This is a genomic window from Deinococcus sp., assembly GCF_018260555.1.
Taxonomy (GTDB): domain Bacteria; phylum Deinococcota; class Deinococci; order Deinococcales; family Deinococcaceae; genus Deinococcus.
Window position 1 is genome coordinate 1 of sequence record NZ_JAGLBB010000068.1, and the last position, 13,857, is coordinate 13,857.

A 13,857-nucleotide genomic window follows, 5' to 3' on the forward strand; every position below is an offset into this window, starting at 1 on the left:
GTGGCATTTTCGGTCTTCACAAACAGAAAGTGTCCCCTACCGGGGACGCTTTCTCATAATTTCTGTCAGGCGGTCAGCCTGCAAGACTGGATCGACGCCTACCAGCGGCGGCGTGATCCCAGCCACCACGCGCAGCGCACCGTGCCCGCATGGCAGGCCCTGGCGCGCGAGGCGGGCCTGCGCTGGGCCGGAGACACGCTGGTCCCCTACCGCCTGGACTTCGCGTGGTGGACCGCGCAGAGTGGCAGCACCCCCGACACTGTGCAGGCGCTGCGCGAGATGGTCGCGGCCCTGAGCCCGCCGCAGCGGGCCGCCATCGGCGCGGAATTCGACGCTGCCGGGCAACTGAGCGCGCACGTGGATCAGATGATGGTTGCCCGGCTGGAACGCGACTGAACCGGCACTCCGGGTAAATGGCGGGGCCCGTACGTGCAATTGCGGATGCGCCAGCCGCGCCCGGCCGTTAGCGTGAGCCTGTGACCTCTGCCTCCTCTGAACCGGGCCGCGCCGAACTGCTCCGCACGCTGTGGGCCACCCTGCCGGACCTGTGGCGCAGCCAGCCGCTCGTGACAGGCGGACTGCTGCTCCTGGGGGCCGCGCAGGGCCTGATGCCCGCCGTGACCATCCTGATCGGCAAGTGGACGGTGGACGGCGTGAGTGGCCTGCTGGCCGGGCAGAGCGTGAACCTGACGGCCCTGGCCGGTGCGTGGGCGGGCGCGGCCCTGCTGACGCAACTGACGACCGTCCTTACGCAGGTCATGCAGGGCGTCGCCGCCGATCATTACACCCTGCACGTCAACCAGCGCCTGATGGCGCGCATGACCACCCTTCAGGGCCTGGACGTGCTGGAAGACCCGCAGTTCCATGACGACATCGAGGTATTGCAGACCGGCGCCAGCCACCGCCCGCTGAACCTGGTGTCCACGCTGGTGTACTCGCTGCGGGCGCTGGTGTCGGCGCTGGGTGTGGCCGCGACCCTGCTGCTGATCGGGTGGTGGGTGCCGCTGCTGGTCGTGGCGGGCACACTGCCGCTGCTCTCAAGGCAGATGGCGTTCTACCGCCTGGGCTGGAGCCTGTTCATCCAGCGGACCCCGCAGGCCCGCGAGATCAACTACCTGTCCCGCGTGGCTGTCCGGCACGAGTACGCCAAGGAGGTGCGCCTGTATGGCCTGGCCCCGCACCTGCAACGCGAGGCGCTGCAGCGCACCCGCGCGTACCAGGACGTGATCCGCGCCCAGCGCACACGCGGCCTGCTGGCGCTGCTGCCGTTCGAGGCACTGTCCCTGCTGGTCACGGCGGGCCTGTTCGTGTTCGTGGTCGCGCAGGCCCAGGCCGGGCAGGTCGGGGCGGGCAGCGTCGCGCTGGTCATCACGGCCCTCGCTGCGTTGCAGGGCGAACTGCGGCAACTCTCGGAGATGATCAGTACCGCCACCGGGCACCTCAGCTGGTTCGGGAAACTGCACGCTTTCCTGAATGCACCCAGCGGCGTGCAGTCCCCTGCGCAGCCCCGCTCCATGCCCACGGACGGCACGATCACGCTGGAGAACCTGAGCTTCGCGTACCGGAATCAGCCGCCCGCCCTGAATGACGTGACCCTGCACGTCCCCGCCGGGCAGACCGTCGCCATCGTGGGCGAGAACGGAGCGGGGAAAACCACCCTGGTCAAACTGCTGCTGCGCTACTACGACCCCACGGCGGGCCGCATCCTGATCGGGTCGGGCGCTGCCCAGACCGACCTGCGTGACCTGGACCTGAACGAATGGCGTGCCGGGATTGCGGCCGTCTTTCAGGACTTCGCGCGGTTCGAGTGGAGGCTGCGCGAGAACATCCTGCTGGGGCAGACGCCCGACGGGGACCGCCTGAACGCCGCCGTGCAGGGCAGCGGCCTGAGCGGCATCCTGAACGACTCCCGCACGCTGGACACCCGCCTCGGGCAGGCGTTCGGCGGGACCGAACTGTCCGGCGGGCAGTGGCAGAAACTCGCCACCGCCCGCGCCCTGTACCGCCGCGCCCGCCTGCTGATCCTCGACGAACCCACCGCCGCCCTCGACCCCCGCAGCGAGGCCGAGGTGTTCAGCACCTTCGCCACCCTGGCACGCGGCCGCACCACGCTGCTCGTCACGCACCGCCTGGGCAGCGTCCTGATGGCCGACCGCATCCTGGTCATGAAAGCCGGACGGCTGATCGAGGACGGTACGCACGCCGAACTCCTCGCGCGCGGCGGCGAGTACGCCGAGCTGTGGCAGTTACAGGCCCGGCAGTACGGGACCGGGCCGGCCACCCAGGAACGCGAACCCGCCTGACCCTGACGCTGCTGACCGCCCGTCCCGGTGGCGCGCCCCGGAGTCACCTTACAGGTCATCTATCAGTTCCCGCAGCGGCGCGGTTACCGCACCATTCCCCACGGTGCGCTCCTTGTGCCACTGGGGCGTGCCGCTCACGATCACATCCAGGGCCGTGCTGCCGGTGCGTTTCAACCGGAGCGGAGCGAGCAATACGGACTCTGATTGAATGGGCTGTAAGGACCATTCAATCAGAGCGAATGCGAGTGGGAGAGAAACAAACGGAACCCGTATAGGGGTGTGTCAAGCAGGTCTGCGCCAGCGCCGCGCGAACAGGATCACTAGGCTGACGCTCATGAGTAACCGTCCGTCCGGCTGCGGGGCGACCCTTGTGCTCACGTGTGTGCTGGGCGTGCCCGCCGTGTATGGGCTCGGCACGTATGTCGCAGCGGGCCTGAGCGCCGGTTTGACGACTCCGCGTGAGCAGGTGATCGGGGAACTGGGGGGCGCCCTGTTCTGCCTGTGTGCGGTACTGCTGACGTTGGTGTGGAGCGCGCATTTCGTGCTGCGCGGCCAGTGGCCCTTCCTGACGGCCGCCCGCTGGCGGCGCGTGGCGCTGTGGGTGACGGCTGCACTGCTGCTGAGCGCAGCTGGGTTCTACGTGGCGTTCGAGGTGCGGCTGCGACAGGTCACGTCAGCCGCGCCGGTGGGTGATCCGGGAGCCGTCAAGTCCGGCCATCACTGACACGGCGCCCCACCCCACCCTAGACTCGCTTCATGACCGCCCCCGACCTCGCCCCCGCGCCTCACATTCACCTGCCGGACGGTTCGTGCTGCAAGCCCAAGCGCTTTGCGCACCTGCATCAGCACACGCAGTACAGCCTGCTGGATGGCGCGGCGAAACTGAAGGACCTGCTCAAGTGGGCCAAGGAGGTCACGCCGGAGGGGCAAACTCCGGCGCTGGCGATGACGGATCACGGGAACATGCACGGGGCGGTGCATTTCTACAATTACGCGACCGGGATGGGCGTGAAGCCGATCATCGGGTACGAGGCGTACGTGGTGCCGGGCGAGGGAACGCGCCGCGACCGGACGCGCGGGCAGGACGGCGAGAAGGGCATCTTTCACCTGACGCTGCTGGCCCGTGATTTCGGGGGCTACCAGAATCTGTGTCGCCTGAGCAGCCGTGGGTACACGGAGGGGTACTACTACAAGCCCCGCATTGATCATGAACTGCTGCGCGAGCATCACGCGGGCGTGATCGCCCTGTCCGGCTGCCTGGGCAGCGAGGTGCAGCAACTCCTCCTCCAGGGCCGCGAGGACGACGCCAAGAAGCGCCTGCTGTGGTACCGCGAACTGTTCGGCGAGAATTACTTCATCGAGATTCAGGATCACGGGCTGCCGGAGCAGAAGAGGAACAACCCCATCCTGAAAGCCTGGGCGAACGAACTGGGCATCGGGATGGTCGCCACGAACGACGGGCACTACGTCAAGAAGACCGACGCGACCGCGCACGAGACGCTGCTGGCCATCCAGACGAAAGCCACGCTGGCCGACGAGAACCGCTTCAAGTTCCCCTGCGACGAGTTCTACGTCAAGGATCTCGCGGAGATGCAGGCCGCGCTGCCCGTGGGCGAGTGGGGCGAGGAAGTCTTTGATAACACTGCCCTGATCGCGGACCTGTGCAACGTGGAACTGCCGGTCGGCAAGAAACGCGTGTACCAGATGCCTGCCCTGCCCATCCCGGAGGGCCGGACCATGGCCGAGGAACTGCGCGTGCAGACGTACCGGGGGACCGTGAAACGCTACCCGGCGCACGCCACGCAAGCGTTGCTGCGTGATTACGCGGCTCGCACGCTGGTCGCGCTGGGCGGCGACGCGGCGCGGGTGCTGGAGCGTGCGGGGGGGTGCGACCCGCAGACCTGCGATCTGGAAACGCTGTTCACGCTGCTGGCCTTCGCGGGCAGTGAGTGGGAAGCGCGCGGCAAGGCCGCCGGGGAGAAGTACACCCCATACCCCGCGCTGGAACGCATGGAAGCAGAAGCCACAGAGGGCACGCTGCCCGCCTACGCGCACGGGGACTGCCGACGCGCCCGCCAGAACAGCAGCGACACCAGCATCGAACTGACGCCCGACGAGCAGCACGAAACCACGCGCGGGCACCACCAGCACGCGCTGACCATCCTGCGCCGCGCCGAGTACGAACTGTCGGTCATCAACAACATGGGCTTCCCCGATTACTTCCTGATCGTCGCGGATTACATCAACTGGGCCAAGGATCAGGACATCAGCGTCGGGCCGGGGCGTGGATCGGGCGCAGGCTCCCTGGTGGCGTACGCCATGCGTATCACGAACCTCGACCCCCTGGAATTCGAGTTGCTGTTCGAGCGCTTCTTGAACCCCGACCGGATCTCCATGCCGGACTTCGACATCGACTTCAACGACGCCCGCCGCGTCGAGGTCATCCAGTACGTGCAGGACAAGTACGGCGAGGATAGGGTCGCGCAGATCGCCACCTTCGGGACCATGGCCAGCAAGGCCTGCCTGAAGGACGTGGCGCGCGTCATGGGTCTGGAGTACGCCAAGGTCGATAAGGTCAGCAAGCTCATTCCCATCAAGTTCGGCAAGAGCTACAGCCTCGAACAGGCCCGCGAGAGCGTGCCCGACATTGCCCAGATGCTGAACGAGGACGCCCAGTTGCTCGAAGCGTACGAGTTCGCGCAGAAACTCGAGGGCCTCACCCGGCATGCCAGCGTGCACGCGGCGGGCGTGGTCATCGGCCGCGACAAACTCACGGACCTCGTGCCCGTCATGCGCGACACGTCAGGCGCCGGGATGGTCTGTCAGTACGACATGAAAGCCGTCGAGGACATCGGCCTGATCAAGATGGACTTCCTGGGCCTGCGCACCCTGAGCTTCCTCGACGAGGCGCGGCGCATCATGCGCGAATCGAAGAACGTGGACATCGACTTCGACGCCATCCCCTTCGACGACAGGATCACGTACGACCTGATGAGCCGGGGCGACACCAAGGGCGTCTTCCAGCTTGAAGGGGCCGGGATCGCCGACGCCAGTCGCCGCCTCAAGCCCCGCCGCCTGGCCGACATCATCGCCCTGTCCGCCCTGTACCGCCCCGGCCCGATGGAGAACATCCCCACCTACGTCCGCCGCCACCACGGCCTGGAAGAGGTGGATTACGTCCGTGACGGCTTCCCGACCAGCGCCCGATTCCTGGAGAAGATCCTGGCCGAAACGTACGGCATTCCCGTGTACCAGGAACAGATCATGCAGATCGCCAGCGAGGTCGCCGGGTTCTCCCTAGGCGGAGCCGACCTGCTGCGCCGCGCCATGGGGAAGAAAGACGCCGCCGAGATGGCCAAACAGCGCGAACTGTTCGTGGAAGGAGCCAAGGGCAACAACGTTCCGAAAGAAGAAGCGAATAAGCTGTTCGACCTGCTCGACGCGTTCGCCAACTACGGTTTCAACAAATCCCACAGCGCCGCGTACGGCGTCATCACCTACCAGACCGCGTGGCTCAAGGCGAACTACCCCGTCGAGTTCATGGCGGCCCTGCTGACCGTCGAACGCAAGGACAGCGACAAGGTCGCCGAGTACATCAGCGACGCCCGCAAGATGGACGTGCACGTCCTGCCGCCCGACATCAACCGCTCGGCCGCCGACTTCGCCGTGCAGGGCGAAGAAATCCTGTTCGGCCTGTACGCCATCAAGGGCCTGGGCGAGGGCGCCGTGCTGAAAATCCTGGAGGAACGCGAACGCGCCGGGCGCTACGCGTCCCTCGCGGACTTCTGCTCCCGCCTGGGCCACAAGGTCTGCAACCGCAAAGCCCTGGAAAGCCTGATCAAGAGCGGCGCCTTCGATCAGTTCGGGGAACGCAACCAGCTCATGCACAGCCTCGAAGACGCCCTCGAAGACGCCGCCGGGACCGCCGACATCAACGCCAAAGCCCAGACCGGCATGAGCATGATGTTCGGCCTGGAAGAGGTCAAGAAGGAACGCCCGCTGCGCACCGGCATCCCCCCCTACACCGACCTGGAACGCCTCAGCATCGAGAAAGACGCCCTGGGCCTGTACATCAGCGGCCACCCCCTCGAACAGCACGAAGGCCTGCGCGAAGCCGCCAGCTGCCGAATCAGTGACCTGGACACTTGGTTCCAGACGCAGAACGTCCAGAGCGGCAAACGCATCAAGGCCGTCCTGGCCGGCATGATCGAGAGCGTCGTCAAGAAACCCACCAAATCGGGTAGCATGATGGCCCGCTTCATCCTCGCCGACGAAAGCGGCCAGACTGAACTCGTCGCCTTCTCCCGCGCCTACGACCGCATCCAGGACAAACTCGTGAACGACACCCCCGCCCTGGTCATCGTCGAACTGGAAAGCGAGGACGGCGGCCTGCGCGCCATCGCCGAGGAACTCGTCAGCACCGAACAACTCGCCGAGGTCCCCAAGGTCATGTACGTCACCATCGACCTGGAGACCGCCAGCCCCAACGCCATCGGCGAATTCCAGAGCGTTCTCGACGAACACGCCGGCAACATGCCCACCTACCTCCGCCTGGAAACCCCCGAACAGTTCGTCCTGTACCAACTCGACCACGGCATGGGCAGCCCCGAGGCCATCCGCGTCCTCAACCAGACCTTCCCCTGGGCCGACGCCTACCTCGCCTACGACCAGCAGACCATCCTCGGCCGCTTCGCCCCAAAACCCCCTGCCTGGATGAACAAACAACCAGGTGGAGGCATGCGGGCGTAGTCGCGGGCGACCCCTGCGGGGGCACCTGCCCTTAAGCAGGAGGCTCACTCGCTCTGTGCTGCGGCTCTCCGAGTCCACTCAGCTGGAACCGTTCGGTTGAGCCAAGGATCAACTCCGCCTAAGTACCTTGAAGCTCACATGGCGCCATGCCGGGAAAGCACCGGAACCTCTCCATTCCCGCTCCAACGTACTTTCCTTCTGCTCCGCGCTCCGCGCGGTTTATCTACAAGATAAACGCAGGGTCCTTAATTCTACGGATTCCGTTTGATTCACTGACAGGTCCGGAACATCACCGGGTTGCCGGCTCCACGCACTCAACCCGCTTCGGCTCCCATTCGCTCCGCTCGGATTGCAGGGTCCTTATACAGATTCCGATTGATTCGGTGTCGTTCTGAATCAATCCGAGCGGACGCGAGTGAGAACAATGTACGGACTGGGCGGTATGGAGCCGCAGTCCGTATTGCAGCCCTTTTACGCGCAGTCCATATCAATTGCCGCGCAGTTTGCGGCTTTCGAGGTCGGCGTGCTGGGTCAGGTAGCGGAGCCACGCCTTGGTGGTCATGGGGCCCAGGCCGTTGTGGTTGACGGTCAGGGTGTCCTCGGGGGGGTTGTGGCCCAGTCGGCGGGTCAGATCGACAGTGCCCGCGCGGGTGCTGGTGATCAAGGCCTGCAATTCGTTCAGGGTGGTGTTCTGCGGGGGGCGGTAGGGGTGGTAGGTGTCGGTCTGGTCGGCCGCTGCGCCGAGCGCGGCGTTCAGGCGCTGCTGCCCCCAGCGTTCAATGCCGATGATGTGCGCCAGGACTTCGCGGTTGGCGTGCGTGTCAGCGGCCCGCGCGGCCCGGCCGGTCAGGAACGTCCCGGCCCGTTCGAGGCTCTGCGCCAGGTCGCTGTAGCTGCTCCGACCGGCGGGGCGTTCCAGTACGCGGTTCACGACGAGTTTCGTGACTTCTTTCTTGCGGGTGCGGGCCACGTAGGCGGCCCCGGCGGCCACGCCGACCGTAGCGACCGTGACGAGGGCGGGCACGTAGGTGGGGGTGGTCTTCTTGCTCATGCCGCATGGTACGCGGTTCAGGGCGTGTTCGTTCCGCCGGGCGGGTGCGCGGGGGGCGTCATGACGCGGTCGGGCGTGCCAATCAGGCTGACGTGCGAGTCGGCGGGACAGGGGAGGGTGGGCCGCAGCATCAGCGGGTGCGCCAGCGTGAATTCCGGCAGGTTCAGGTGCAGGCCGCGCGCGCCCCAGCCGAAGCCCTTGCCGAGCCGCGCGCCGTGGTGGTCGGCGGCGACGCAGGCGAGTACGGCGGCCTGCGCGCCCACCGGGGTCAGGCTCTCCTCGCCGTAGTCGCTCAGGGCGCTGAGTTTCGCACCGGCCGGGTCGGTCACGCGCCAGTACCAGCCTTCTTTCTTCTGGTGCGGCACGAATAGCGTCTTCCCGGCCTTCAGCGCCTGTTGCCGCAGGGGCAGCAGCGCCCGCTCCGGCCCGACGATCAGGGTGTGCAGGGCAGTCACGTCCGGGTGCGCGAGCAGGTGCGCGGCGGCCTTCTTCGCGTGCGTGAAGTTCGGGCAGTGCCCGTGCGGCGGCAGCGGGTACGCGCAGGCGCGGCGGGCCAGCAGGTCGTCCCACACCTGTTCGCGCAGCGCGCCCGCCGTGACCGTCATGCCCGCACGCTAGCAGAGGCAGATGGCAGATTGCGGGTGGCAGATAGGTCATCTGGCGGCGGTGCCCGGCAGGTGGGGGCGGATACACTCGGGCGCATGACAGGGCATGTGGGCGGCGCGGGGCGGGTACGGGTGGCGGCAGCGGCGTACCCGGTGGACTTCCTGGCGGACTGGGCGGCCTTCGAGTCCAAACTGTCGCGCTGGGTGGCGGACGCGGCGGGGCGGGGCGCGGAGCTGCTGGTGTTCCCGGAGTACGCGCCGCTGGAACTGGTCGGCCTGCTGCCCGCAGGGCTTCACCATGACGTGATCGGGATGCGCCCGGCGCTCCAGGCCTTCGTGCCGGCGTTCGTGGCGCTGCACGCGCGGCTGGCCCGCGAGTACGGCGTGGGCATCGTGGCCGGGAGTTACCCGGTCGCGCACGCGGGGGCGTTCGTGAACCGGGCGTTCGTGTTCGGCCCGGACGGCACGCAGGGCCATCAGGACAAACTGCTCATGACCCGTTTCGAGGCCGAGGAGTGGCACGTCGCGCCGGGCGAGGGCGTGCAGGTGTTCGACCTGCCGCTGCCCGGCGGCACGCTGCGTTTTGGCGTGGCGATCTGCTACGACAGCGAGTTTCCGGGCCTGGCGTGCGCGCAGGCCGAGGCGGGCGCGGAACTGCTGGTCGTGCCGTCCTTCACGGGCAGCCGCGCCGGGTTCACGCGCGTGCGGGTGGGCAGCATGGCCCGCGCACTCGAAAACCAGGTGTACGCCCTGCACGCCCCGCTGCTCGCGCACGCCCCCTGGACGTACGCCGTCGAGGACGCGCACGGCGCGGCCAGCATCTACGCCCCGTCCGACAACGGACTGCCCGAGGACGGCATCGTGGCGCAGCTCGGCTGGAACGAGCCCGGCTGGCTGGTCACGGACCTGGACCTGCGCCTGATCCGCCATGTGCGCGCGGACGGTCAGGTGCTGAACTGGCGCGACCGCCACGTCGGTGTGAGCCGCGCCGTGCCTGCCGGGGTCGTCACGCTGGGCGGAGCGCCGGAACCCGCGTGACCGTTCCGGTGCCTGGGGCAGTCATACGGATTCCGATTGATTCGCTTCAGTCCCGAATCAGTCCGAGCGAAGTCCGTATAAGCCACCCGGCGCAGGCGGCCCGCGCGCACGTGGCGGTAGGCTGCCCGGCATGACCGTTCCCGATCCGGCGTCCCTGGTGGCCTCCCTCCGTTCCGCGCGCCTTCGTGTCTCCGCCGCGCCTGGGGCCGGGGTCACGGGTGGCGGCGCTGAGCCTGTCGAGCGGGTTTGTCACGGAGGTCATGAACCGCTACCGCGCCGGGGTGCGTCAGGTGGCGCGGGAATTCGGGTGGGAGGTCGTGCCCGCCCCGAACGCGCTGCGCGGCCCGGACTTCCTGGCGGCGAACCCGCAGGCCCGCGCGGACGACCTGCACTGGGCGCTTCAGTCGCCGGGCATACACGGCATGGTGAGCATCATCGGCGGGGACGACAGCGTGCGCCTGCTGCCGCACCTGCGCCCGGAGCTGATCCGCGCGCACCCCAAGGCGCTGCTGGGCTTCAGTGATTCCACCGTGACCCTCACGCAGTTCCTGCGGGCGGGCGTCATGGCGTACCACGGCCCGGCGCTGCTGACCGACCTGGCCGAGAACGGCGGCATGCACCCCTTCACGGTGCAGGGGTTGCGGCGCGCACTCGTGGACCCGCCCGCGCCCTTCGATCTGGAGGCTGCCCCCGAGTGGACGCAGGGCGGCTCCGACTGGGCCGACGAGGCCGCGCAGGAGGTCCGGCGTTACTTCCTTCCCGGCGACGGCTGGGTGTGGCTTCAGGGCGACGCGCCCGTGCAGGGGCACCTGCTGGGCGGCTGCCTGGAGGTGCTGGACATGCTGAACGGCACGCCCGGCTGGCCGGAACCGGCCCTGTGGCGCGGCGCGGTCCTGGCGCTGGAAACCAGCAACGACGTGCCGCCCCCGCATCAGGTGGGGTACTGGCTGCGCAACTACGCCGCGCAGGGCATCCTGGCGGGCGCCGCCGGGCTGATCCTGGCCCGCCCCCGCTCCTACACGCCCGCGATGGTCGCCGATCTGCACAGCTGGGTGCGCCGCGTGCTGGCCGAGGCGGGGCGCGCGGACCTGCCGGTCGTGGCGAACGTGGATTTCGGGCATACCAGTCCGCAACTCACGCTGCCGCTGGGCGCGCCCGCCCGACTGGACCCCCGTGCGGGCCGCGTGACCGTCTGGCCCTGACCCGCCCCCGGCCCGGCCTCAGCCTGGGCTGCCCGAACCGGGTGTGTCCTGGCGGGGCACCTCGACCTCCAGGAAGTCCGTGATCACGCGGTTCAGAACCCACCAGCCCTCGGGAGTGGCACGCAACTGCTCGCCGTCCAGGGCCAGCAGGCCGCGCGCCACGTTCGCTTCGATGGGCGCGGCGTACACCCCCGCCACGTCCAGGCCACTGCGGCGCGACAGGCTACCCAGGTTCACGCCCGCACGCAGGCGCAGGCCCATGAACAGCGCGTCCGTCACGAACTCCGGCGCGTCGATGGATTCCGCCGTGCCCGCCTCGCCGGTCAGCCACTCGTGCAGGTGCGGATTCGTGCGGCGCACTGTCAGGATGCCCCCCGTTCGCTGCCGTTCGTCCAGCGCCGGGTAATGCCCGGCCGCGCCCGGTCCCAGGCCCAGGTACGTGCGGCCCTGCCAGTACGCGAGGTTATGCCGGGATTCCTGGCCGGGGCGGGCGTAATTGCTGATCTCGTAGCGGGTCAGGCCGCGCGCGCTCAGCAGGGCCTCGGTCTGCTCGAAGCCGCGCCGCTCGTCCTCCTCCTCGACCGTCACGCCCCGGCGCGCAAATTCCGTGCCGGGCTCGATGGTCAGCGTGTAGGCGCTCACGTGCCCCACACCCAGGTCCAGCAGGCCCTGAATGTCACTTTCCAGCGGTTGCCCCGGCACGGCCGTGATCAGGTCCCCACTGACCCGCAGGCCCGTGCCGATCAGGGTCCTGACCGCCTCGCGCGCCTGCTGCGCGTCATGCTGGCGGCCCAGGAAGGTCAGGGTCGCGTCGTCCAGGCTCTGCACGCCCACGCTGGCCCGGTCAAAGCCCAGCGCCTGCCAGTGCGCCGAGCGCTCCGGCGTGACCGTCCCGGGGTTCACCTCCAGCGTGTTCTCCAGGCGGCCCCAGCCCAGGTGACGGCGCACGCTGCCCACCAGCGCCTCCAGTTCCGCGTCGCGCAGGAAACTGGGCGTCCCGCCCCCCAGGTACACCGTGTCCAGCTCTACGCGGTAGGTTGCGGCCAGCGCCGCCGCCTCGGCCTCCAGCCGCTCCAGGTAGCGTTCCACCAGCCCCGCGCGGCGCGTCAGTACATGAAAATCACAGTACGGGCAGATGGTCGGGCAGAACGGCACGTGCACGTACAGGTGCCGCACCACGTCCGGACCTGGGCTGGGCTGGGCGGCGGGGTCGGCACTCACGCGCGGCAGTCTACGCGTATCCTCGCTGCATGACCGATACGCCCCTCACGAACGACCGCCAGCGCACCTACACCTGGGCAGACACCGCCCCTGCCCTGGCCGCCCTGCGCACCCTCAGCGGCCTGGAATTCCTGCGCGCCATCGCCCGGGGCGACCTGCCCCCCTCACCCATCGGCGTGACGCTCGGCATGGAACCCCCGCGCGAGGAGGATTTCACGGAAGGCCGCGCCGTGTTCCGCCTGAAACCCCAGGAATTCCACTACAACCCCATCGGCAGCGTGCACGGCGGCGTGTTCGCCACGCTGCTTGACTCCGCGCTGGCCTGCGCCATTCACACTACGCTGCCCGCCGGGGTGGGCTACACCACGCTGGAACTGAAATTCAACTGCGTGCGCCCCCTGATCGCCGGCGGCCCGGAAGTGCAGGCCACCGGGCAGGTCATCACGACCACCCGCCAGACCGCCATCGCCGAGGGACGCATCGTGGACGACACCGGCAAACTGTACGCGCACGCCACGACCACCTGCCTGATCCTGCGCTGAAGCCCAGCAGCGCAAGTCCGGCCGCTGAAGTGAGGTGGTTGGCCTTCAGCGGCCGTGCGGCGTGCGGTCCATCCAGGCGCTCAGGGCGCCGCCCACGTTCTCCGGGCTGACCACGACCACGGCCGCGCCCGAGTGCGCCGCCGCCGACGCCGCCCCGCACTCGCCCGCCGGGCCGTCCGCGCCGTCCGCGCCCGTCCAGGCGGGAAACTCGCCGCCCTCGCGGTACTCCACGCCGCCCGCGTCGTTCACCACGCGCTCCGGGACACTGATGGACGGGCCACTCGACAGGGCCGAGGGCGCTACCACGATCACGCCGCGCGGGTCCGCCTCGCGCAGCGCCGCGAGCAGCGGCGTCAGGCCGTCATGCACGACCAGCGTCACGCGGCCCTTGCCGTCCACGCCCGCCAGTTCCTCGGCCAGTCCGGCCGCCAGAGAGGGGGGAGCCGCGACCAGCCACGCGTGCCCCCCCGCGCGACCCTCGAACAGGGCGAGGGCACTGCCATACACGTCAGACCAGGTGCGGGTGTGTTGCATGACGCCCAGCATAGCGGGCGCGCGGCGCCCCTCCTACGGACTCCGGTTGACTGGCGTGCAAGAACCCTCCGCTCCGAGCGGACCCGAGAAGGAACATCAGACGCCCCTGAGCGGACTGGAACGCAAGCCGTATCGGTCCGGAAAGCGCCCACGCGGGGTAGTCACGACCCGCGTCGGTGGGGTTTGGGAATCCTGACGCTGATTCTGCCGGTGCGGCCTCCGTTGCGGCGGGTGCCGTATTTGACGCGCCACTCGACTTTCGCCTGCCGGATGCTCCGATGCATGGGGATTCGCATGTGCTTTCAGGATGTAGCGCCGCTCTGACAGGGGCCTGTCAGGTGGCCGCCGCGGCGTCCGTGGGGTTAAGGACACTGCGTTGATCTTGTCGATAAACCGCGCGGAGCGCGGAGCAGAAGAAAGGACGTTGGAGCGGGAATGGAGAGGTTCCGGTGCTTTCCCGGAATCTCGCCATGTGAGCTTCAAGGTACGTAACTGCTCAGCAGGGGACGATCAGACAGAGAAATTGGGCATGAGCATATCCCCCGTGAACACGCTGACCAGTCCATGCCAGCTGTTCAGACCCTGCTTGCCCAGCGTCGAGATATAGCTCCT

11 protein-coding genes and 1 pseudogene are annotated in these 13,857 nt (G+C 68.4%); 7 read left to right on the top strand and 5 right to left on the bottom strand.

Annotated elements, in window-relative coordinates:
- Both QZ271_RS12005 and QZ271_RS12010 read left to right on the top strand, forming a co-directional pair.
- Nucleotides 1–396, top strand: a pseudogene (locus QZ271_RS12005) (hypothetical protein); the annotation flags it as partial.
- An 80-nt stretch (nucleotides 397–476) separates the two neighbouring features.
- Complete coding sequence (locus QZ271_RS12010) at nucleotides 477–2,303, top strand: ABC transporter ATP-binding protein (protein ID WP_291431784.1); 1,827 nt, start codon at nucleotides 477–479, stop codon at nucleotides 2,301–2,303.
- Between the two features lie 48 nt (nucleotides 2,304–2,351).
- Here the strand turns inward: QZ271_RS12010 and QZ271_RS12015 are convergent, their stop codons facing one another.
- Nucleotides 2,352–2,495: a hypothetical protein gene (locus QZ271_RS12015; RefSeq protein ID WP_291431786.1), complete on the bottom strand. Its 144-nt coding sequence runs from the start codon at nucleotides 2,493–2,495 to the stop codon at nucleotides 2,352–2,354.
- Nucleotides 2,496–2,637: 142 nt separating this feature from the next.
- Here QZ271_RS12015 and QZ271_RS12020 point away from each other — a divergent pair, with 142 nt between their 5' ends.
- Complete coding sequence (locus tag QZ271_RS12020) at nucleotides 2,638–3,027, top strand: hypothetical protein (protein ID WP_291431788.1); 390 nt, start codon at nucleotides 2,638–2,640, stop codon at nucleotides 3,025–3,027.
- A 32-nt stretch (nucleotides 3,028–3,059) separates the two neighbouring features.
- The gene (gene dnaE / locus QZ271_RS12025) at nucleotides 3,060–7,052 is read left to right on the top strand and encodes a DNA polymerase III subunit alpha (protein ID WP_291431790.1); all 3,993 of its coding nucleotides are present in this window, start codon (nucleotides 3,060–3,062) and stop codon (nucleotides 7,050–7,052) included.
- A 487-nt stretch (nucleotides 7,053–7,539) separates the two neighbouring features.
- On the opposite strand, the gene QZ271_RS12030 is transcribed toward dnaE, so the two are convergent.
- Nucleotides 7,540–8,103 carry a DinB family protein gene (locus tag QZ271_RS12030; protein WP_291431792.1) on the bottom strand — a complete coding sequence of 188 codons (564 nt, stop codon included), beginning with the start codon at nucleotides 8,101–8,103 and terminating at the stop codon, nucleotides 7,540–7,542.
- A 17-nt stretch (nucleotides 8,104–8,120) separates the two neighbouring features.
- Entirely contained in the window at nucleotides 8,121–8,708 is a 588-nt protein-coding gene (locus QZ271_RS12035) for a 5-formyltetrahydrofolate cyclo-ligase (RefSeq protein ID WP_291431793.1), read from the bottom strand.
- Between the two features lie 96 nt (nucleotides 8,709–8,804).
- Between QZ271_RS12035 and QZ271_RS12040 the strand changes: the two genes are divergently transcribed.
- Both QZ271_RS12040 and QZ271_RS12045 read left to right on the top strand, forming a co-directional pair.
- Nucleotides 8,805–9,746 carry a carbon-nitrogen hydrolase family protein gene (locus QZ271_RS12040; RefSeq protein ID WP_291431795.1) on the top strand — a complete coding sequence of 314 codons (942 nt, stop codon included), beginning with the start codon at nucleotides 8,805–8,807 and terminating at the stop codon, nucleotides 9,744–9,746.
- A gap of 185 nt (nucleotides 9,747–9,931) precedes the next feature.
- Nucleotides 9,932–10,948 (top strand): S66 peptidase family protein, encoded by a 1,017-nt coding sequence (locus QZ271_RS12045; RefSeq protein WP_291431797.1) that lies wholly within the window; start codon nucleotides 9,932–9,934, stop codon nucleotides 10,946–10,948.
- Between the two features lie 18 nt (nucleotides 10,949–10,966).
- Here QZ271_RS12045 and hemW read toward each other — a convergent pair whose 3' ends face one another.
- Nucleotides 10,967–12,169 (bottom strand): radical SAM family heme chaperone HemW, encoded by a 1,203-nt coding sequence (gene hemW, locus QZ271_RS12050; protein ID WP_291431799.1) that lies wholly within the window; start codon nucleotides 12,167–12,169, stop codon nucleotides 10,967–10,969.
- A 29-nt stretch (nucleotides 12,170–12,198) separates the two neighbouring features.
- Between hemW and QZ271_RS12055 the strand changes: the two genes are divergently transcribed.
- Nucleotides 12,199–12,711, top strand: coding sequence for a PaaI family thioesterase (locus QZ271_RS12055; RefSeq protein ID WP_291431801.1), 513 nt, complete (start codon nucleotides 12,199–12,201; stop codon nucleotides 12,709–12,711).
- 45 nt (nucleotides 12,712–12,756) lie between these two features.
- On the opposite strand, the gene QZ271_RS12060 is transcribed toward QZ271_RS12055, so the two are convergent.
- Nucleotides 12,757–13,245 (bottom strand): hypothetical protein, encoded by a 489-nt coding sequence (locus tag QZ271_RS12060; RefSeq protein ID WP_291431803.1) that lies wholly within the window; start codon nucleotides 13,243–13,245, stop codon nucleotides 12,757–12,759.
- Nucleotides 13,246–13,857 lie beyond the last annotated feature (612 nt).